Below are 20,999 nucleotides of genomic sequence, written 5' to 3' on the forward strand. Positions count from 1 at the left end.
TCGAAGACCTAGGCCACGTGGTCCCGGTATGCCTCGATGGTTTCCGCTAGTACTTCGTGCCCCGGCCGGGCCCACAGGTCCGCGTTGAAGACCTCGACCTCGATCGGGCCGTGGTAACCGGCGGCTTCGACGCAGGCACGCAGCCGCCGGTGGTCGATCGGGCCGTTGCCGGGCAGGGCGCGGCCCATCAGCGTGTCGGTCAGCGGGACCAGCTGGTCGCACACGTGGAACCCGGCGATCCGCCCCGCCGCCTTCGCGATCAGTTCCTCGATCCGCGGGTCCCACCACACGTGGAACTCGTCCACCACCACGCCCACCGCCTCCGCCGGGTACGGCTCGGCGATCGCCAGTGCCTGATCCAAAGTGGACAGCACCGACCGCTCGGCGCACTGCATCGGGTGCAGCGGCTCCAATCCGAGCCGGACGCCGCGGTCCAGCGCCAGCGGCACCAGCTCCTCGACCGCGTCCGCGACCATCTGCCGCGACCGCACCAGATCACCGCCCGCGATGCCGCCGACCACCAGCACCAGCACCTCGGCGCCGAGCCGCGCGGCCTCGTCGATGGCCACCCGGGTGTCCGCGACACCGTCCACAGGGGACCCATCGGGTTGCACGCCGGTGAAGAAACCACCACGGCACAACGAAGAAACCCGCAGCCCGTGCTCCTTGACCAAGCGCGCGGCCTCGTCCACACCGACCTCGGCCACCTTGTTCCGCCAGAAGGCGATCCACTCCACCCCGGACTCGGCGCAACCGCGCACGGCCTCCGGCAGCGACCACGAGTTCGTGGTGATCTGGTTCAGGCTCAGCTTGTCCATCACACGACCCCCGCCACGCTCAGCAGCGAGCGCATCCGCGCCACCGCGAGATCCGGATCCTCCAGCACGCCCGCCGCGTCGGCCAGCCGCAGCACGTCGGCCAGGTGCACGATCGAGCGCGCCGACTCCAGTCCGCCGATCATCCGGAAGTGTTCCTGGTGCCCCATCAGGTGCGCCAGGAACACCACGCCCACCTTGTAGTGCTTCGTCGGAGCGCGGAAGATTTCCCGTGACAGCGCCACGGTCGGGTCGATCAGCTCCCGGAAGCCAAGAACGTCACCGGAATCCAGCCGGTTCAGCGCCGCGCCCGCGACCCGCGCGATCGGGTCGAAAATGCCGAGCAGCGCCTCGCTGTGCCCCTGCTCGTCACCCGCGATCAGCTCCGGGTAGTTGAAGTCGTCACCGGTGTAGCAGGACACCCCGGCGGGCAGCGCGCGGCGGAAGCCGACCTCGATTTCCGCGTCCAGCACGGAAACCTTCACGCCCGCGATGGCCGAAGCGTGCTCGGTGCACAGCTTCGCCAGTTCGGCGGCGGCGTCGCGGACGTCCGCGTGACCCCAGTACCCGGCCAGCGCCGGGTCGAACTGCTCGCCGAGCCAGTGCAGCAGCACCGGACCGTCGGCGTCGGCCAGCAGGCGCCCGTACGCCGCGTGGTAGTCCTCCGGCCCCTTCGCGACCGCGGCCAGTGCCCGGCTCGCCATCACCACCGGCACCGCGCCGGCCTCGCTGACCAGCGCGAGTTGTTCCCGCCACGCGTCGACGATGGCGTCCATCGACGCGGGCCCCGGCGGCAGCTGGTCGGTGCCGACCCCGGCGCACCAGCGCCCGCCCGTCGCGCGTGCCTCGGCGCCGGTGCGGCGGATGAGTTCCTGAGTGGTCGGCCAGTCCAGCCCCATGCCGCGCTGCGCGGTGTCCATCGCCTCGGCCACGCCCAGCCCGCTGTTCCACAGGTGGTGCCGGAAGCGCAGCGTGGTGTCCCAGTCGACGTTCACTTCCGCCGCCGGATCCGCGGCGGCCAGTGGATCGGCGACCACGTGCGCGGCCGCGTAGGTCACCCGCGAGGTGACCGGCGCCGGTGCGGGCAGCGGCGCGGTCCGCCCGGTGGGGGAGAAGGGCTCGAGCGTCCGCTCGCGCGTCGGCAACAGCAATGGGCTCATCAGCGGGCTCCCGGGTATTGAAAGCGCTTTCTCATCAAGGTAGGCAAAACTCCGCGGAACGACAAGAGGCCGTCAGGGCACTCCTGCGCCCAGTACGTCCAAGGACAGTTCCCGCACCACCGCTTCGTCGACCTCCACGCCGAGGCCCGGGCCGGTCGGCACGTGGGCGGTACCGCCGTCCAGGCGCACGGTTTCCCCGGTGGCGTAAGCGGAATCGACGAACTGCCTGCCGTTCAGATCCACCGGCGTGCCGATGCCGAACGCGGCGAACAGGTGCAGTGAAGCGGCCAGTCCGAGATCCGAGTCGGTCAGCCCCGAGCCCATCAACCGCACCCCGCTGTCCTCCGCCAGCGAGCACAATCGGCGCGACAACGTCAATCCGCCACTGCGCTGCACCTTCGCGATGGCCACGTCGACCGCGCCCAGTTTCACGAAGGTGGCCAGATCGCTCGGATGACGCAGGCTCTCGTCCAGCGCCACCGGTACCGCGGACTCCGCGCGCAGCCTGCCGAGACCGACCACGTCGTTGGCGGGCAACGGCTGCTCGAAGGCATGAACGTCCAATTCGGACAGAACGCGGGAGATCCGCACGGCCTCGTCCACCGAGTAGGCCTGGTTCGCGTCCACCCACAGCGGCGCCTCGGGCCCGGCCGCCTCCCGCACGGCTCGGACCACGTCGAGGTCATCGGCGTGCAGGCCGATCTTCACCTTGAACGCGCGATAACCGGCCTCGCGTCCCTCGGCGACCCGCGCGGCCACCTCACCGGGCGTCTGCCCGGAGACCATCCAGCCCAGCTCGATCTCCTCGGTCCGGCGCTGCCCCCACAACACCCCGACCGGCACCCCGAGCGCGCGTCCCAGCAGATCGTGCAACGCCAGGTCGACCGCCGATTTCGCCAGTGGCGCGCCGATCGAGAAGCCCCGGTTGATCGCCCGGTCGAACACCGCGGTCACCCCGTCGAGATCCCAGCACGGCCTGCCCAGGATCGCCGGAGCCAGGTAGCGGTCGATGGTGGAGACGATCGACTCGGCGGTTTCGTAGGTCCACGCCGGGATGGGCGTGGCCTCGCCCCAGCCGCACACGCCGTCCGCGCTGACCTTCACCAGCACCCGCACGCTGGGCCGCCCGGCCACCGCGACCGCGCCGCCCGCCACGCCGAAGGAGCGCAGCGTCGGCAGGGCCACCGCGAAGGTCTCGACCCGCTCGACCACCAGGTCCTTCATCGCCGCGCCGCCGTGCTCGAGCGCAGCACCACCTCGCCGGCCAGCCGCAGGATCCGGCTCCGGCTGCCCTTGTTGCCCTTGATCGCCAACTCCATCGCCTTCTCGCCGAGTTCCTCAAGCGGCAGCGCCACGGTGGTGAGCGGGGGATCGAGGTCGCGCACCACCGGGATGTCGTCGAACCCGGCGAGCGAGACCTGACCGGGCACCGAGATACCGGCCTCGCGCAGCGCGGTGAGCGCGCCGATGGCCATCACGTCGGTCACCGCGAACACGCAGCCGGTGTCCAGGCCGCGCGCGATCAGTTCGTTCATCGCGTCGTAGCCGCCGTCGCGGGTGAAGGGCGCTTCGACGATGTTCTCGTCGGCCAGTTCGATCCCGGCTTCGGCCAGCCCCTCGCGGAATCCGCCGAGCCGATCGACCACTGTGGTCAGTGCGCGCGGTCCACTCAACACGGCGAACCGGCGATGTCCTTGCGCCAGAAGGGCTTTCGCCAGCGCGGCGGCACCCTCGCGGTTTTCCGGTTGCACGGTGTCCACCCGTAGCGTGCGGTGCCTGCTGACCACCGCGACCTGCCCGCCGCCGCGGCGGTACGGGTCGATTTCCGCGGCGAGCGCCTTCTCCCAGGCCTTGTCCTCGAAGCCGGAACCGATCAGCAGGATCGCCGAGGCCCGCTGCGCGCGCAGCATGGACACGTAGGCGATCTCCTTCTGCGGGTCGCGGAACGTGCTGGCCAGCATCACCAGCAGCCCGTTGTCCCCGGCCACCCGCATCACCCCGCGCGCGATGGCGGCGAAGTACGGGTCGCTCACGTCGTGGCAGATGACGCCGACCGTGCGGTGCGAGGCCCCGGCGAGTGCCTGCGCGTGCGCGTTGGGTGTGTAGGCCAGTTCCTCGGCCGCCGCGACCACCCGGTCCCGCAGGTCGGCGCGCACCTTGGTGGTGCCGTTCAGCGCTCTCGACGCCGTCGCCAGGGAAACCTCGGCGGCGCGGGCCACGTCCTCGAGCGTGACGTGCGGACGACCGTTCATCACGGCTCCCCTCTGGCGAACTCCTTGACCGGTCTGTCTGGTGTGCATACTCTACCTGAAAGCGCATTCAGAAAGCGCATTCAGGGCCGGGAAGCGCACCTTCGGGTGTGGTCGCAGGACGGAGGGTCATGGTCACGCGAACCCCGACCGAGGGACTCGGGCAGTCGGTGGGAGATTCACCTGGCGGCGTCGCCGAACGGGCGCGGCCGGGAGCCGGCGATCGACTGCTCCGTTTCCTGGAACGGTCTTGGCGTCCGTTCGTCCTGCTGGCACTGCTGTTCGCCGGCTGGTGGGCGATCACCGCGGCGGAACTGGTGGAGCCGTACGAGGTCGCCTCACCTGGCGTCACGCTCGAGACGATCCTCGCCAAGCCCGACTACTTCCTCGACCACGCGTGGACCACCACCTACGAAACCCTGCTCGGCTTTGTCATCGCCACGGTGATCGGCGTGTTCGCCGCGGTGATCATGGTGTACTCCACCACGATCGAGAAGAGCCTCTACCCGCTGCTGCTGTTCGCCCAGGTGATCCCGAAGATCGCCGTCGCCCCGCTTTTTGTGGTGTGGCTGGGTTTCGGGCTCGGTCCGAAGGTGATCGTGGCGGTGCTGATGGCCTTCTTCCCGGTGGTCATCTCGATGGTGACCGGGCTGAAGTCGATCGACCCGGAAATGCTGGAACTGTCCGCCACCATGGGCGCCAAGCCGTGGCAGACCTTCTGGAAGATCCGTTTCCCGGCTTCGCTGCCGCACCTGTTCTCCGGGCTGAAGGTGGCCGCCACGATGGCGGTGACCGGTGCCGTGGTGGGTGAGTTCGTCGGTTCCGAAGAAGGACTCGGCTTCATCATCCAGCAGGCCAACGGCAACTTCGACACCCCGACGCTGTTCGCCGGACTGGTGATCATTTCGCTGATGGGTGTGCTGCTCTTCCTGATCGTGGAATGGCTGGAGGCACTCGTGCTGCCGTGGCACGCGAGCCGCCGTTCCGACAACGTCACTACAACGCTGTAGAGAAGAGGCGTGCAGAATGAAACTCCGCGCAATCGCCGCAGGAGCCGCCGCGGTGCTGCTGCTGGCCACCGGTTGCGGTGGCTCGGAAACGCCGCAGTCGACCAGCGCCGACGGCAAGACCCTGGACAAGGTCACGCTCACGCTGAACTGGTACCCGTACGGCGAACACGCCCCGTTCTACTACGGCAAGAACAAGAAGATCTTCGAAAAGCACGGGATCGACCTGGAAATCCGCGCCGGGCAGGGTTCGCAGAAAACCGTGCAGGCCACTTCGGCCGATCAGACCGATTTCGGCTGGGCCGACACCCCCGCTTTGCTGGCCGGGGTCGGGCAGGGCATGAAGGTCAAGAGCGTCGGTGTTTTCCTGCAGACGACGCCGTCCTCGGTGCAGTTCTTCTCGGACAAGGGAATAGCCACGCCAGCCGATCTCAAGGGCAAGAAGATCGCCAGCACCGCCGGTGACGCGCTGAGCAAGACCTTTCCCGCCTTCCTCAAGGCGAACGGCCTCGCCGAAGGTGACGTGACCCTGCAGAACACCGACGCGGCGGGCAAGATGGCCGCGGTCATGTCGGGGCAGACCGACGCGCTGCTCGGGTACGCCACCGACCAGGGCCCGACCATGCAGGAGAAGGCGGGCAAGCAGGTTTCCTACCTCCGCTTCGCCGAGCACGGGCTGAGCTTCTTCTCCAACGGCCTGCTCACTTCGCAGAAGACGCTCACCGAGCGCAAGGATCTGGTGCAGCGCATGGTCACCGCCTCCAGCGAGGCGTGGACCGCGGCCAAGGGCGACCAGGCCGCCGCGGTGGACGCGATGCAGGGCTCCTCGGAGCAGCTGCCGTCGAAGGCCGTGCTGACCGAGCAGTTCGCCAAGACGCTGGAACTGCTCAGCACCCCGGCGACGCAGGGCAAGGCACCGGGCGTCAACGACGAGGCCGACTGGCGCAAGACCATCGAGATCTTCGCCGGCGCCGGGGTGATCCAGAAGGCCGAAGAGCCGAGCGCGTACTGGGACGGCGCGCTCGCCCCGAAGGGATGACGGACGACATGAGCACGGCTGCATCCACGCCGATCACGCCGATAACGCCGACCGGCACCGGGCACGCGGTCGAACTGACCGACGTCGCGGTCCGCTTCCGCACCAAGAAGCGGGACGTGACCGCGCTGCACGAGGTGACGCTGAAGGTCGAGCCGGGCGAGTTCGTCGCCATCGTCGGCCCGTCCGGCTGCGGCAAGTCGACCCTGCTGAAGCTGGCCTCGGGTCTGCTCAAGCCGTCCACCGGCGGGGTGCGCGTGCTCGGTGCCGACGTCACCGGGCCGCGCCGCGACATCGGCTACGTGTTCCAGCGGGCGGCGCTGCTGGAGTGGCGGTCGGCCCGCAAGAACATCCTGCTGCAGGCGGAGATGCGCAAGATGGAGCCGGGCGCGGCGCGGCGCCGTGCGGACGAGCTGATCGAGATGACCGGCCTCGCCGGCTTCGAGGACGCCTATCCGCACGAGCTGTCCGGGGGAATGCAGCAGCGCGTGGCGTTGTGCCGCGCGCTGCTGCACCGGCCGCCGGTGCTGCTGATGGACGAGCCCTTCGGCGCGCTGGACGCGCTGACCAGGGAGCAGATGAACGTCGAGCTGCGGCGCATCTGGCAGGAGACCGGCACCACGATCCTGCTGGTCACGCACTCCATCGCGGAGGCGGTCTACCTGGCCGATCGCGTGGTGATGATGACCGCGCGCCCCGGGACCGTCGCCGGCGTGGTGGACGTGGACCTGCCGGTCGAGCGCGACTACGCGCCGACCATGGCCGATCCGGAGTTCGCGCGGGCCACCAGGGTGATCCGCGACCACCTCGGCTCCGCCGTCGCGGCCGACTGACCTACTCCTCCTGTCGAACCTTCGGAAAGGGCTGGCTGATGGCCGGGATTGAACAGCGGTCGATCGGGATCGTGATGAACGGCGTGACCGGCCGGATGGGCTACCGGCAGCACCTGCTGCGGTCCATCCTGGCCATTCGCGAGCAGGGCGGGCTCCGCCTCGCCGACGGCGCCGTGCTGCTGCCCGAGCCGATCCTGGTCGGGCGCAGCGAGGCGAAGCTGGCCTCGATCGCCAAGGACCACGGCATCGACCGGTGGACCACCGAGCTGGACGAGGCGCTGGCCATGCCGGACGCCGAGATCTACTTCGACGCCCAGGTGACCAGCGCGCGGGCGGACGCGATCAAGAAGGCGATCGCGGCCGGCAAGCACATCTACACCGAGAAGCCGACCGCCGAGCACACCGAGGGCGCGCTGGAGCTGGCCAGGCTGGCCCGCGACGCCGGGGTCAAGGCCGGGGTGGTACAGGACAAGCTCTTCCTGCCCGGTTTGCGCAAACTGAAGCGGCTCGTCGACGGCGGTTTCTTCGGGCAGATCCTCTCGGTGCGTGGCGAGTTCGGTTACTGGGTGTTCGAAGGGGACTGGCAGGAGGCGCAGCGGCCTTCGTGGAACTACCGCGCCGAAGACGGCGGCGGAATCATTGTGGACATGTTTTGTCATTGGCGGTATGTGCTGGAGGAGATCTTCGCCGGCGTCCGAACGGTCCAGTGCCAGGGCGCCACGCACATCCCGCAGCGGGTCGACGAGGCGGGCCAGGCCTATGCCGCCACGGCCGACGACGCGGCCTACGGCATCTTCGAGCTGGACGGCGGCATCATCGCCCAGGTCAACTCGTCCTGGGCGACCAGGGTGTTCCGCGACGAGCTGGTCGAGTTCCAGGTGGACGGTACCGAGGGCAGCGCGGTGGCCGGCCTCCGGCGCTGCCGCGTGCAGCACCGCTCGATGACGCCGAAGCCGGTGTGGAACCCGGATCTCCCGGCCGGGCAGGACTTCCGCGCCCAGTGGCAGGAGGTCCCGGACAATGAACAGTTCGACAACGGATTCAAGGTTCAGTGGGAGCTTTTCCTGAAGCACGTGGTTTCGGGTGAAGAATTCCCGTGGGATTTCCTCGCCGGTGCGCGCGGGGTCCAGCTCGCTGAACTGGGATTACAGGCCTGGCGCGAGGGCAGGCGTCTTGACGTTCCGGATTTGAAGCTGTAGGTATTGCGTGAAGTCTGTTGCCCCGAATGCTCGATTGACTTCAAGGCATCCGAATCTAATGTCTTACAGGGGTAACTGATAGCGCTTTCTTTCAGTTTTCTTGAATAGAACTCAACCGGAACTAAAACGACGCTGAAACGGAAGAGGTCCACATGTTCGGTCTCAGTCGTGCCCTCCCGTCGCCCACCACCGCCCTCAACGGAGCGCTGCGCGCCGGTATTGCACGCAAGCGGTCCCTGGCCGCGCTCACCCTGGCCGCCGCCAGCTCCAGCCTCGGGCTGGTCGCGCTGGCGACCCCGGCGAGTGCCGGTTTTGTCACCTTCTGCGAGGGCAGCGGCGGCGCGGTGACCGTGCCCGGCGAGTTGCGCGTGGCATCGGGCAAGTCGTGCGTGCTGGACGGCACCAGAGTCACCGGCTCGGTGACCGTGGAGCCGGGTGCGAACCTGGTCGTCACCGGGGGCACCTTCGACGGTGGTGTCGCGGTCCAGGACGACGGCTTCTTCGACGCGCAGGCCACCAAGATCGCCGGTGACGTGGTGCTCACCGACGCCTACGGCACCTTCCTCTCCGGTGGTCCGGTCGGCGGCAACGTCAAGGTCTCCGCCGCGGCCCACCCCGAGCGCTCCACCTACGCCTTCCTCAGCGGTGCCGAGGTGACCGGCGACGTCACCTCCACCGTCGGCGAGGTGTACGCGGAGAACTCGGAGTTCGCCAAGTCGGTCACCGGCACCGGGGTGTCCTACCTGGACCTGACCAACGTGGTGGTCGGCGCCAACCTGAACGTCTCGGGCGCCACGCTGGGCTCGGTGTTCTGCGGTGGTGAGGTCTACGGCAACGCCACCTACACCGGCAACTCGCACACCCTGCAGATCGGCGCCGACGGCCCGGTCATCGGCTGCACGCAGGCCAGCTACTGGGGCGGGGACGTCACGATCTCCGACAACACCGCCGACGTGCGCGTGAGCAACAACATCATCCGGGGCAACCTCGCCGGCACGGGCAACTCCCCGGCTCCGACCGGAGCGGACAACCGCGTGCGCGGCACCGTCTCCGGGCAGTTCGAGAACATGTCCGCCGCCGCTTCCGGGTTCGCCGCCCGGTCGGCCGCGGTCAGCCCCGAGGCCGAGGCCCAGGCCAAGGTCGACCAGCGCCGTTCGGCCGCCGAGAACGCGGCCGCCGTCGCCGGTCCCGCTCAGCTCTGAATCTCGTGACACCGCGCTGAACGGGCGGGGGAAGTAGCTCCAAACCGTGGCGCGGCACCCGCCAGGTGCCGTGCCACGGCTTCGCTGCGACGCCAACAGAGAGGTTGGACCCCGTGATGCGGTTGAAGTCCCGTGCGAAAACAAGGTGGTCGGCACTGGCCGGCTTGTTGCTGGCCACGGCCATGGCGGCGGCGTTGACCGCGGCGCCCGCCGCGGCACAGGCCAGATTCTCGGTGCTGGTGTTCTCCAAGGTCACGAACTTCTACCACGACTCGATCCCGGCCGGGATCGCGGCGATCGAGAAGCTCGGGGCCGAGCAGGACTTCGACGTCGAAGCCACCGACGACGCCGCCGCGTTCACCGACGAGAACCTCGCCCGGTTCGACGCGATCATCTTCAACAACACCAACTCCACGCCGGAGAAGGGCGACCTGCTCGACGCCGGGCAGCGCGCGGCCTTCCAGAAGTTCATCCGCGCCGGCGGCGGGTACACCGGCATCCACGCGGCTTCGGCCAGCGAGCGCGACTGGGCCTGGTACGAGGGCCTGGTCGGCGCGATCTTCAGCCACCACCCGACGCCGCAGGTCGGCCGGGTCAAGGTGCTGGACCGGGTGCACCCCTCCACAAAGGACCTTCCGGAGGTCTGGGAGCAGACCGAGGAGTGGTACAACTGGAAGGTCAACCCGACCGGCAAGGTGCACACGCTGGCCCAGATCAAGATGGGCGACGGCCTCCCTGGTCTGGACCAGGGCCTGGAGCACCCGTGGTCGTGGTGCCAGAACTACGACGGCGGCCGCTCCTGGTTCACCGCGGGCGGGCACGCCAAGGAGAAGTTCAGCGATCCGCTGTTCCTGAAGCACCTGCTCGGCGGCATCGAGTGGGCCTCGGGCGCCAAGCCGGGTGAGTGCGGGGCCACCCAGGACAAGAACTTCCAGCGGGTGCCGCTGCAGACCCAGGGCCTGGCCGACCCGTTCGAGCTGGCCGTGGCCCCGGACCGCCGGGTGTTCTACATCCAGCGCACCGGCGCGCTGAAGATCATCGACCAGCAGACGCTGAAGATCAGCACCGCACTGGACTTCCAGTACAGCTCGGACATGACCAGCCAGTCGGACGGCCTGCTCGGGCTCACGCTGGATCCGGACTTCGCCCAGAACAACCACCTGTACCTGCTCTATTCGGACAAGGTGGAGAAGCGGCTCAACGTCTCGCGGTTCACCGTCACCGGCAACACCGTCGACCTGGCCAGCGAGAAGCGGCTGCTGGAGGTGCCGACCTTCCGCGGCGAGGGCCGCGCCAACTCGCACATGGCCGGTTCGCTCGCGATGGGCAAGGACGGCAACCTCTACATCGCCACCGGCGACAACACCGACCCGTTCGCCTCCGACGGTTTCGCGCCGATCGACGAGCGCGAGGGCCGCCGGGCGTGGGACGCCCAGGGCACCGCCGGCAACACCAACGACCTGCGCGGCAAGGTCCTGCGGATCACCCCGCAGCCGGACGGCACCTACACCGTGCCCGAGGGCAACCTGTTCCCGCCGGGCACCGAGAAGACGCGGCCCGAGATCTACGTGATGGGCATGCGCAACCCGTTCCGGATCACCGTGGACCCGCAGACGAACGCGCTGCTGGTCGGCGACTACGGCCCGGACTCGAAGGCCGCCAACCCCGAGCGCGGCCCGGAGGGCACGGTCGAGTTCGACCGGATCACCAAGGCGGGCAACCAGGGCTGGCCGTACTGCGTCGGCAACAACATCCCGTTCAACGACTGGGACTTCGCGACGAACACCAACAAGGGCAAGTTCGACTGCGGCAAGCTGGTCAACGACTCGCCGAACAACACCGGCCTGACCGAGTTGCCGCCGACCACGCCCGCGTGGATGTGGTACGCCTACTCGGCTTCGAAGGAGTTCCCGGAGCTGGGCACCGGTGGCGGTGGCCCGATGGGCGGCCCGGTCTACGACTACAACCCGGACAACCCGCTGGTCACCAAGTTCCCGGAGTACTTCGACGGCAAGTGGCTCAACTACGAACTGACCCGCAAGTGGTTCAAGGCGATGTCGGTCCAGCAGGCCGACCAGACCTTCACCGACCCGAAGTTCCCACCGGTCAAGGCCGGTGACCTGAACTCGATCAACAGCATGCTCGGCGGAATGAGCTGGATCCAGCCCTTCGAGGCGGAGTTCGGCCCGGACGGCTCGCTGTACGTGATCGACTTCGGCGCGGGCAGCGGCACCGGCCGCGGTGGCAGCAACGAGGGCGCGGGCATCTACCGGATCGACTACGTGGCGAACGGACGCGCGCCGTCGGCCAAGGTGACGCCTTCGGTGGACAACGGCCGCGTGCCGCTGACGGTGAACTTCTCCAGCGAGGGCACCGGCGGCGGGGACGGCGAGCCGATCACCTACGCCTGGGACTTCGACGGCAACGGCACGGTCGACTCGACCGAGCCCAACCCGACGCACGTCTACACCGAACCTGGCCGGTTCGACGCCCGGCTCACGGTGACCAGCACGACGAACGACCTCACCGGGGTCGCGGTCGCCGAGATCACGCCGGGCAACACCAGGCCCGAGGTCAAGGTGAGCACGCCGGTGCACGGCGGCATGTTCGACTTCGGCGACAAGATCCCGTTCACCGTCGAGGTCACCGACCGCGAGGACGGCCGGATCGACTGCTCGAAGGTGGTGGTCCAGTCCCAGCTCGGGCACGACTCGCACCTGCACCCGATGGACAACGTGACCGGCTGCACCGGCACCGTCCAGACGGACGCGGGCGGGAGCCACGGGCCCGGCCAGAACCTGTACGCCGCGCTCAGCGCCACCTACACCGACGCCGGTGGCCGCGGCGCGCCGAGCCTGGTCGGGTCGGCGCACCTGACGCTGGAGCCCAAGCGCAAGGAGGCCGAGCACCACGAGGGCACCGGCGGTGACAACGGTGGCGCGCAGACGATCGGCAACAGCGGTGCGTCGGCCGGCAATCGGCTCGGCGAGATCGAGCACGGTGACTGGGTCGCCTACGACCCGATCAATCTCAAGGGCATCGGCTCGGTGACGGTCGGTGCCGGTTCCGGCGGTCTCGGCGGCACGATCGAGTTCCGCGCGGACTCGCCGACCGGGCAGCTGCTGGGCTCGGTGGCCATTCCGAACACCGGCGGCTGGGGCAACCTGGTCTCACCGACGGTGCCGCTGACCGATCCGGGTCGTCCGGTGAAGCTGCACGCGGTCTTCGTGAACCCGGACTGGACACCGGCCAAGGCGGACCTGCTCTCCCTGGACTGGGTGCAGTTCAACGGGCAGGGCGCGACCCTGCCGGGCATCAACGCCGAGGTTGCCGTGAGCGCCACGCCCGCCTCCGGCGCGGCACCGCTGACGGTGGCGTTGAGCGCGAAGGTCACCCCGCCCGCCGGTCGCACGATCGCCGAGTACCACTGGGACTTCGGTGACAACACCAAGGCGGACGGCCAGACCGCGAGCCACGCGTACCCGCGCAAGGGCAGCTACACCGCCCGGCTGACCGTGGTGGACGACACCGGGGTCGTCAGCAACGGCCACGTCGTCGTCACGGTCAGCTGAGTCACGGTCGTCTGAAGGGAGTAGTTGTGGAATCACGTCGTACTTTCCTGAAGCTGGCCGCCGGTACCACCGTGGCACTGGGGCTGACCAGCGGGATCGCTGCCGCTGAGCCGCTGCATTCGGTGCCGCTGGACCACATCGGCATCCAGCTCTACACCGTGCGTTCGCTGATGACGACCGATGCGCAGGGCACGCTCGACGCGCTCGGTGCGATCGGGTACGCCACGGTCGGGGTCAGCGGGCTCTACGGGCACACCCCGCAGGCGTTCCGCGCCATGCTGGACAAGGCGGGCCTGCGGGCGGTGCTCACGCACACCAGCTGGGACGCCATGCGCGCCAACGCGGTCAAGGAGATCGAGACCGCGCGGGTGCTGGGGGTGCGCTACATCGTGGTGCCCTCGCTGCCGGGTTCGCTGCAGACGGTCGCCGGGTACAGCCTGGCGGCGTCGGAGTTCGGCAAGTGGGGCGTGCTCGCCCGCAGCGCCGGGCTGAAGTTCCTGTTCCACAACCACGGCGTCGACTTCAAGACCGTCGACGGCAGGGTGCTCTACGACATCCTGGTCGAGGAGACCGATCCGCGGTTCGTGAACTTCGAACTCGACATCTACTGGATCTACAACGGCGGGTACGACCCGCTGGAGTACTTCGCGCGGTACCCGGGCCGGTTCCCGGTCTACCACGTGAAGGACATGGCGGCGAACGGGTCGTTCGAGGACGTCGGGTACGGCACCCTCGACTGGCCGAAGATCTTCCGCCAGTACGAGCAGTCCGGGATCCGGGAGTACGTGGTCGAGCACGACCAGCCGAAGGTGCCGCTGGAATCAGCCGCGCGTAGCTACGAGTACCTGCGGACCGTCCGCTTCTAGCGGCCGGTTCGCGGCGGCCCACCTCACCGCCGGGCCCATGGCGAGCCCGGCGGTGAGGAAGGCACCACCGAGCACCAGCCAGCCGAGCGTGCCGCCGGAGAGCACCAGCGTGGTGAGCACCAGTGGCCCGATCATCCTGGCCACGGCGAAGCCGGAGCCGAAGAAGCCCTGGTACTGGCCGTGCTTGCCGTCCGGAGCCAGCGCGAAGCTGATCTCCCAGGCGCCCGAGGCCTGCACCATCTCACCGAGCACCTGGAGCACGGCGGCACCGAGCAGGATGAGCGCCGCCGTCCACTGGCCGGTCCCGGCGGCCGAGAGCGCGAAGACCCCGCATGAGGCGAGCAGCAGCACACCCGCGTACCGGACCGCGCGGCTCGCCGAGGTCAGGCTCGTCACACGACGGGCGACGCGGACCTGGAACAGCACCACGCTCACCGTGTTGAGCACCAGCAGTCCCGAAACCGTCCAGCCGGGCGCCTGCGTGCGGTCGACTATCCACAGTGGAATCGCCAGCCCGATCATCGGGATGTGCAGCTGCATGACCAGGTTCAACAGCGACACCAGTGCGTACGGCCGGTCCCGCAGCACGGCCAGCCGCGGCTCGCCCTTCGCCCTGGCCGGGGTGGGCGGGGTCGACGGCAGCCGGAGCAGGAGCAGTGCGGCGGCGACGAACCCGACGACGTCCATGGCGAACACCCCGAGGTACGCGCCGCGGGTGTCGGCGTAGAGCGCGAGACCGCCGAGCGCGGCGCCGATCGCGAGCCCGGCGTTGGTGCTCGACTGCAGGTAGGCGCGCGTCGCCGTGCGGTCGGCCTGGTCGACCAGCGCCGCGAGCAACGCCTGCCGTGCCGCCGACAGTCCACATTGCATGGAGGCGTAGACGCAGGCGGACAGGACAAAAGCGACGAACGAGCCGATGAACACAAACGCGCCCACCGCGGCCGCGGTGGCCAGCGCGAGCGCCACGGCTGTCGCTTTCGGACCGCGGCGGTCGGCCAGCGCGCCCAGCGGCACGCTCGCCAGGAAGCCGGCCGCCCAGCCCACGGTCAGGCCGAAGCCGACCTCGGTCACCGACAGGCCCACCACCCGGGTGAAGTACAGCGCCGAGGTGGCGTAGAAGGCGCCGTCACCGCAGGAGTTGATCAGCTGGGCGAGCGCGAGCACGCGAGGTGGTCCAGGCTGGGGGAGAACGCTCATGACAGCCACGCTAGGAGCCGCATTGGCCGGTCAGAAGGTCCAATAATGGCCAGGATCGACTGGGCCGATTTCCCGCCGCCGGAATAGCGGGGCGGGCCGGGGCGTCTGTGCTGATCAGAGAGAACCTGTACGGAGAGGAGCTTTTCCATGCTGTTCGGTGACGAGCACGTCCGCCGGTACGAGGAAACCGACGGGGAAGAAGGGCACGACTGGCAGAAGGGCGCGCCCGTGCTCATCCTCACCACCAAGGGCCGCAAGACCGGGCAGGACCGCAAGTTCGCGCTCATCTACCAGGAGCACGAGGGCGACTACGTGGTGGTGGCGTCCAAGGGCGGCGCCGACGCGCACCCCGGCTGGTACCTGAACCTGCAGGAGAACCCCGAGGTCAAGGTGCAGGTCAAGGCGGACAAGTTCACCGCGAAGGCGCGGACCGCCAGTGAGCGGGAGAAGGCGGTGCTGTGGCCGAAGATGGCGGCGGTGTGGCCCGACTACGATGAGTACCAGAAGAAGACGGACCGGCCGATCCCCGTGGTCGTGCTGGAACGCCAGAGCTGACCCATCGTGCAGGGAGCGCAGAACGCCATGTCGCAGGATTCGACCGTCGAGGTCGCCGGATTGCTGGCCAAGCTCGCCGAAGCCGAACGTCAGGCCGAGCGGGGTGAGCTCAACCCGGCGGAGATCCCAGGGCTGGCCCGCGCCCAGCGCATCGTGCGCGAGCTGGCGGACTGGCCGGTGGAAGCCGACTCGGACCGTTAGGCCAGGCGTGCTGCGCAGGAAGAATCTTCGGTGGACCCCGCTCGATTCCGGGCGGGGTCCCTTCACGCTCCGTCAGTCGATCACGCTGACCAGGCGTTTTCCCCGTCGCCGACGCGGGTTCTTCTACGGACTCGCGATCGACGTGATCTGGCCGATGCTGGTGTTCGGTACCCGGCTGAGCTTTCGCGGGACCGAGCACCTGCCCGCGTCCGGCGGGTTCCTGGTGGCGTCGAACCACCTGTCCTACGCCGATCCGACCACGCTGACCGCGTTCTGCCTGTCGGCCGGCCGGGTGCCGAGGTACCTGGCCAAGGCCGACCTGTGGCGGTTACCGCTGGTCGGCTCGATCATGTCCGGCGGCGGGCACATCCCGGTCCACCGCGGCAAGCCGACCGCGTCCGGTGCCTACCGCGACGCCGTGGGTGCGGTCCGCCGCGGCGAGTGCGTGGCGATCTTTCCCGAGGGCGGGTTCTCCAAGGACCCCGAGCACTGGCCGGTGCGCGGCAAGACCGGGATCGCCAGGATCGCGCTGGAGACCGGGGTGCCGGTGGTGCCGGTGGCCAACTGGGGCACCCACGAACTGCTGCCGCAGGGCAGCCCGCTGCCGCGGTTCCTCCGCCGGCCCCGGGTCCAGCTGGTGGCCGGGCCGCCGGTCGAGCTGTCCGACCTGGTCGGCGCCGACCCGACGGCCGCGGTGCTGCGGGAGGCCACCGACCGGATCATGGTGGCGGTCACCACCCTCCTCGGTGAAGTCCGCGGGCAGACCCCACCCGTCACCCGTTAGGGGCATAGGCTGCGGGTATGAGTGCTCATTTCGATGTGGTGGTGCTGGGGGCGGGGCCCGGCGGATACGTCGCGGCCGTGCGCGCTGCTCAGCTCGGACTGAAGACGGCGATCGTCGAGGAGAAGTACTGGGGCGGGGTATGCCTGAACGTGGGCTGCATCCCGTCCAAGGCGCTGTTGCGCAACGCCGAGCTGGCGCACCTGTTCCACAACGAGGCCAAGACCTTCGGCATCCAGGTCGAGGGGTCGGTCAGCTTCGACTTCGGGGTGGCGCACGACCGCAGCCGCCAGGTCGCGGAGGGGCGCGTCAAGGGCGTGCACTTCCTGATGAAGAAGAACAAGATCACCGAGTTCTCCGGTCGCGGTAGCTTCACCGACGCGAACACCCTCGAGGTGGCGCTCACCGACGGCGGTACCGAGACGATCACCTTCGGCAACGCCATCATCGCCGCCGGTGCGACCACGCGGTTGCTGCCGGGGACCGCGGTCAGCGATCGGGTGGTCACCTACGAGGAGCAGATCCTCACGCGTGAGCTGCCGGAGAGCATCATCATCGCCGGGGCCGGCGCGATCGGCGTCGAGTTCGCGTACGTGCTGCACAACTACGGGGTGCAGGTCACCATCGTGGAGTTCCTGGACCGGATGGTGCCGTTGGAGGACGCCGAGGTGTCCAAGGAGCTGGCGCGCCGGTACCGGAAGCTGGGGATCGAGGTGCTCACCTCCACCCGCGTCGAGTCGATCGACGAGTCGGGGTCGAAGGTGCGCGTGACGGTGACCAAGGACGGCAAGGAGCAGACGCTCGAAGCCGACAAGGTGCTGCAGGCGATCGGGTTCCAGCCGCGGGTGGAGGGCTACGGCCTGGAGAACACCGGTGTCGAGCTGACCGAGCGCGGCGCCATCGCGATCGACGGTTTCTGCCGGACGAACGTGCCGAACATCTTCGCCATCGGTGACGTGACCGCGAAACTGATGCTGGCGCACGCGGCGGAGTCCATGGGCATCATCGCCGCGGAAACCATCGGTGGCGCGGAAACCATGGAACTGGACTACACGATGATCCCGCGGGCGACGTTCTGCCAGCCGCAGATCGCGTCGTTCGGCTGGACCGAGGAGCAGGCGCGGGAAAAGGGCTTCGACGTGAATGTGGCGAAGTTCCCGTTCACGGCGAACGGCAAGGCTCATGGGCTGGCGGACCCGGTCGGGTTCGTGAAGATCATCAGTGATAACGCGCATGGTGAGTTCTTGGGTGCGCACATGATCGGGCCCGATGTGACGGAGTTGTTGCCCGAGTTGACGTTGGCGCAGCAGTGGGATCTGACGGTGCACGAGGTGGCGCGGAACGTGCATGCGCATCCGACGCTTTCGGAGGCGGTCAAGGAAGCTGTGCACGGGCTGGCTGGGCATATGATCAACATGTAGTGGTTTGCGGGGTGGCCGCCCCTCTTTTTTTGGTGTGACTACAGAAAAGAACCCGATGTCAAGGCGGGAAAGATGCCTTGACGTCGGGTTCTTTTCTGTGTTTTTGGCTGTGGATCGGGGACGGGGGAGGAATGGGCGGGTTGGGTGGTGGGTGGCGTGTTGTTGCCGGGTCGCGTTGGTTGGTGTGGATCGACCAAAGGGGGAGGGGGCGGTTCGGGCTTGGCGACGAAGCAGAGGACTGGGGCCGCGCCTAACGTCTTGCCCTATGAAGCTCGAACGGGTTGAACTGCGCCGGATCGCGTTGCCGTTGGTGGCGCCGTTTCGCACGTCCTTCGGGGTGGAGCGCGATCGCGACATCCTGCTCGTCCGCGTCGAGACCGCGGAGGCCGAGGGGTGGGGAGAGTGCGTCGCGCTGCCTCAGCCTGTGTATTCCAGCGAGTACCTCGATGGAGCTGTCGAGGTGATCCGCCGGTTCCTCCTTCCCGCGGTGCAGAGCCTCCCGCAGCAGACGGCGCATGCGGTCGAGCCGGTGTTCGCCAAGGTCAAGGGGCATCCGATGGCCAAGGCGGCCGTGCAAACCGCGCTGCTCGACGCCGAACTCCGTACTGCGGGCACCTCGTTCGCCGGGTATCTCGGTGGGGTGCGGGAGGCGGTGCCCGCGGGCGTCTCGGTCGGCATCATGGACTCGGTCGGCGAGTTGCTCGACGCCGTCAGCGCCTTCCTCGACCAGGGGTATCAGCGGATCAAGCTCAAGATCGAGCCCGGCTGGGACGTCGAGCCGGTGCGTGCGGTGCGCGAGCGCTTCGGCGACATCCTGCTCCAGGTCGACGCCAACACCGCGTACACCCTCGCCGACGCGCGCCACCTCGCCCGCCTCGACGCGTTCGACCTGCTGCTCCTCGAACAGCCGTTGCCCGAGGACGACCTCCGCGGCCATGCCGAGCTGGCCCGCCGCGTGCGCACGCCGATCTGCCTCGACGAGTCCATCACCTCCGCGAAGTCGGCTGCTGACGCCATCGCGATGGGTGCGACCTCGGTGGTCAACGTCAAGCCCGGCCGCGTCGGTGGGTACCTCGAGGCGCGGCGGGTGCACGACGTCTGCGCGGCGCACGGCGTGCCGGTGTGGTGCGGCGGCATGCTCGAAAGCGGGATCGGGCGCGCGGCGAACGTGGCGCTGGCCGCGTTGCCGAACTTCACCCTTCCCGGCGACACCTCGGCCTCGGACCGTTACTACGCAAGGGATATCACCGAACCGTTCGTGCTGGAGAACGGTCAGGTCCGGGTGCCGGACGGGCCCGGCATCGGCGTGCTGCCCGATCCGGACATTCTCGCCGAGGTAACCACCGACGTCATCCGGCTGTGAACACCCGAAGTTGCAGATTCGCCGCGAACCGCGCGTCCGGATCGCCGAGGTCGAACTCGCCGACCTCGGCGATGCGGCGCAGCCGGTAGCGGAAGGTGTTCTCGTGGACGTGCACCGCGGCGCTGGCCGCCGCCACGTCGCCGTGCGCGTCCAGCCAGGCCCGCAGCGATTCCACCAGCGAACCGCCCTTCGCCTGGTCGTAGGCGAAAAGCCGGGCCAGCGGACCGGCCGGGCCGCGTCCCTGCGCTGCCGAGAGGTCCCGCAGGTCGAGCAGCAGCGCTTCGACCTCGACGTCGGCCGCGCGGGCGACCGTTCGCTGCGTGTGTGCCGAGCGCAGCACCCGCAGGGCCCGGTCGGCGTCGGCGCGTGAGCGGGGCAGGCCCTCGGCGTCCCCGATGCCGATCAGACCGTCCACTCTGGACCTCGTGCGCTGCAGGAACTCCGTCGCCAGCTGCAAGGCACGGTCGCCGGTGGTCGGCACGATCGCGTACACCACGCGTTCTAGGAGGGTCACCGCCGAGCCGGGGAGCACCGTCGACAGGTGCAGCGCGAGTGTGTCGGCGGCCTGCTGCCGATAGGCGGTCAGGCTCGCGGTGTCCGGGCCGCCGTCTTCGGTGAAGCCCATGGCCAGCACCGAGTTCGTGCCTTCGAGGCCGAGCCGTGCGGCGGCGCCGGGACGGCCTTCGAGCGCTCCGGCGACCAGTTCCGCGGTGAGCCGCCGCCCGGTGTCGGCGCTCGCGCGCAACCGAAGCAGGTGCAGTGCGACCAGCTTCGCGGCATCGGTGAACGCCTGCTCCTGGTCCGGGGACAGCGGTTCGCGCGCGGCTGCCCAGATCGACCCCAGCAGCTCGCCGCCCGCGCGCACGGCGACAACCGTGCGCGGCAGCGTGTCCTCGGTGATCGCGGGGACCATGAACGGCCGGTCGTCGCGGGCCAGCCGCGCGTGCACGTCGTCCTGGCCCAGGTACGGCTCCGGCGTTCGGCGGCCGAGGATGACCTCGATCCGGATGCGGTCGCTCTCCTCCTGACGACCGGAGAAGGCGAGCACGCGGGTGTCCGGCGCCTCGATGGTGATCGGCGCGTCGACCAGCGCGCAGATGGCGTCGGCCAGCGCGAACAGGTCGTCACCGTCGGGTGGCGCGTCCCCGCTGAGCAGCAGCTGGAACACCTGGTCCCAGCTGGCGCCCGGACGCAGTCCGAGCAGCACGAGGCCGGTTTCGTCGAGCGCCGCCCGCAGGTCGCTGTCCACCTCGACCGGCAGGCGGACCACCAGCCCGGCGGCCCGCCGCGTCGCGAGCCGTCGCACCAGTGCGGGCAGGTCGTCGGCGCCGATGCCGAGCACCAGCGCGCGATCGGGCACCCGGTCGGCGAGCGGATCGTGCAGGATCACGTCACCGACCGGTCCGGCCGGATCTCCGGCGAGCAGTTCGAGCAGCGTGCCGCCGAGGCTGTCGAGAACACGCGCGAGGCTGGTCCGCATCCCCGTAGGGTCTCAAACCGCGTGACATCTTGACCTTGTACGACCCGGGACTTTTCGGGTTG

18 protein-coding genes are annotated in these 20,999 nt (G+C 69.1%); 12 read left to right on the forward strand and 6 right to left on the reverse strand.

Annotated features, from left to right (window positions below; genetic code table 11):
* Positions 1–8: 8 nt before the first annotated feature.
* From YIM_RS10730 to YIM_RS10745, 4 genes are all read right to left on the reverse strand, one after another.
* Positions 9–818, reverse strand: a complete 810-nt coding sequence (locus tag YIM_RS10730) for a sugar phosphate isomerase/epimerase (protein WP_153030213.1) — start codon at positions 816–818, stop codon at positions 9–11.
* Positions 818–1,975: a dihydrodipicolinate synthase family protein gene (locus YIM_RS10735; RefSeq protein WP_153030214.1), complete on the reverse strand. Its 1,158-nt coding sequence runs from the start codon at positions 1,973–1,975 to the stop codon at positions 818–820. Before YIM_RS10735 ends, YIM_RS10730 begins: the two co-directional genes overlap by 1 nt.
* Positions 1,976–2,047: 72 nt before the next feature.
* The gene (locus tag YIM_RS10740) at positions 2,048–3,199 is read right to left on the reverse strand and encodes a mandelate racemase/muconate lactonizing enzyme family protein (protein ID WP_153030215.1); all 1,152 of its coding nucleotides are present in this window, start codon (positions 3,197–3,199) and stop codon (positions 2,048–2,050) included.
* A complete protein-coding gene (locus YIM_RS10745; RefSeq protein WP_153030216.1) occupies positions 3,196–4,227 on the reverse strand; it encodes a LacI family DNA-binding transcriptional regulator in 1,032 nt (343 codons plus the stop codon). Before YIM_RS10745 ends, YIM_RS10740 begins: the two co-directional genes overlap by 4 nt.
* A gap of 128 nt (positions 4,228–4,355) precedes the next feature.
* Here YIM_RS10745 and YIM_RS10750 point away from each other — a divergent pair, with 128 nt between their 5' ends.
* The 7 genes from YIM_RS10750 to YIM_RS10780 all read left to right on the forward strand — a co-directional run bounded on the left by YIM_RS10750 (position 4,356) and on the right by YIM_RS10780 (position 13,939).
* Positions 4,356–5,234: an ABC transporter permease gene (locus YIM_RS10750; RefSeq protein WP_153030217.1), complete on the forward strand. Its 879-nt coding sequence runs from the start codon at positions 4,356–4,358 to the stop codon at positions 5,232–5,234.
* 16 nt (positions 5,235–5,250) lie between these two features.
* A complete protein-coding gene (locus YIM_RS10755) occupies positions 5,251–6,270 on the forward strand; it encodes an ABC transporter substrate-binding protein (RefSeq protein ID WP_153030218.1) in 1,020 nt (339 codons plus the stop codon).
* A gap of 8 nt (positions 6,271–6,278) precedes the next feature.
* Entirely contained in the window at positions 6,279–7,100 is an 822-nt protein-coding gene (locus tag YIM_RS10760; protein WP_153030219.1) for an ABC transporter ATP-binding protein, read from the forward strand.
* Between the two features lie 38 nt (positions 7,101–7,138).
* Positions 7,139–8,299 carry a Gfo/Idh/MocA family protein gene (locus YIM_RS10765; RefSeq protein WP_153030220.1) on the forward strand — a complete coding sequence of 387 codons (1,161 nt, stop codon included), beginning with the start codon at positions 7,139–7,141 and terminating at the stop codon, positions 8,297–8,299.
* A gap of 152 nt (positions 8,300–8,451) precedes the next feature.
* Positions 8,452–9,501 (forward strand): hypothetical protein, encoded by a 1,050-nt coding sequence (locus YIM_RS10770; RefSeq protein WP_153030221.1) that lies wholly within the window; start codon positions 8,452–8,454, stop codon positions 9,499–9,501.
* Between the two features lie 116 nt (positions 9,502–9,617).
* Positions 9,618–13,073, forward strand: a complete 3,456-nt coding sequence (locus YIM_RS10775) for a ThuA domain-containing protein (RefSeq protein WP_153036904.1) — start codon at positions 9,618–9,620, stop codon at positions 13,071–13,073.
* Between the two features lie 26 nt (positions 13,074–13,099).
* Complete coding sequence (locus YIM_RS10780; RefSeq protein WP_228004665.1) at positions 13,100–13,939, forward strand: sugar phosphate isomerase/epimerase; 840 nt, start codon at positions 13,100–13,102, stop codon at positions 13,937–13,939.
* Here the strand turns inward: YIM_RS10780 and YIM_RS10785 are convergent.
* Complete coding sequence (locus YIM_RS10785) at positions 13,895–15,136, reverse strand: MFS transporter (RefSeq protein ID WP_153030222.1); 1,242 nt, start codon at positions 15,134–15,136, stop codon at positions 13,895–13,897. The genes YIM_RS10780 and YIM_RS10785 overlap by 45 nt on opposite strands.
* 147 nt (positions 15,137–15,283) lie before the next feature.
* On the opposite strand from YIM_RS10785, the gene YIM_RS10790 reads away from it, so the two are divergent.
* The 5 genes from YIM_RS10790 (at position 15,284) to menC (ending at position 19,457) form a co-directional block, all read left to right on the forward strand.
* Complete coding sequence (locus tag YIM_RS10790) at positions 15,284–15,691, forward strand: nitroreductase family deazaflavin-dependent oxidoreductase (RefSeq protein WP_153030223.1); 408 nt, start codon at positions 15,284–15,286, stop codon at positions 15,689–15,691.
* 27 nt (positions 15,692–15,718) lie between these two features.
* The gene (locus tag YIM_RS10795; protein WP_153030224.1) at positions 15,719–15,892 is read left to right on the forward strand and encodes a hypothetical protein; all 174 of its coding nucleotides are present in this window, start codon (positions 15,719–15,721) and stop codon (positions 15,890–15,892) included.
* Positions 15,893–15,899: 7 nt separating this feature from the next.
* Positions 15,900–16,676, forward strand: coding sequence for a lysophospholipid acyltransferase family protein (locus tag YIM_RS10800; protein WP_370468974.1), 777 nt, complete (start codon positions 15,900–15,902; stop codon positions 16,674–16,676).
* Between the two features lie 17 nt (positions 16,677–16,693).
* Positions 16,694–18,094 carry a dihydrolipoyl dehydrogenase gene (gene lpdA, locus YIM_RS10805; protein WP_153030225.1) on the forward strand — a complete coding sequence of 467 codons (1,401 nt, stop codon included), beginning with the start codon at positions 16,694–16,696 and terminating at the stop codon, positions 18,092–18,094.
* A 265-nt stretch (positions 18,095–18,359) separates the two neighbouring features.
* Positions 18,360–19,457, forward strand: a complete 1,098-nt coding sequence (gene menC, locus YIM_RS10810; protein ID WP_153030226.1) for an o-succinylbenzoate synthase — start codon at positions 18,360–18,362, stop codon at positions 19,455–19,457.
* Here menC and YIM_RS10815 read toward each other — a convergent pair.
* Positions 19,444–20,937 carry a CdaR family transcriptional regulator gene (locus YIM_RS10815; RefSeq protein ID WP_153030227.1) on the reverse strand — a complete coding sequence of 498 codons (1,494 nt, stop codon included), beginning with the start codon at positions 20,935–20,937 and terminating at the stop codon, positions 19,444–19,446. The two genes, menC and YIM_RS10815, sit on opposite strands and share 14 nt — an antisense overlap.
* Positions 20,938–20,999 lie beyond the last annotated feature (62 nt).

Origin of the sequence: Amycolatopsis sp. YIM 10 (genome assembly GCF_009429145.1) — a bacterium.
In the GTDB taxonomy this organism is placed as follows: domain Bacteria; phylum Actinomycetota; class Actinomycetes; order Mycobacteriales; family Pseudonocardiaceae; genus Amycolatopsis.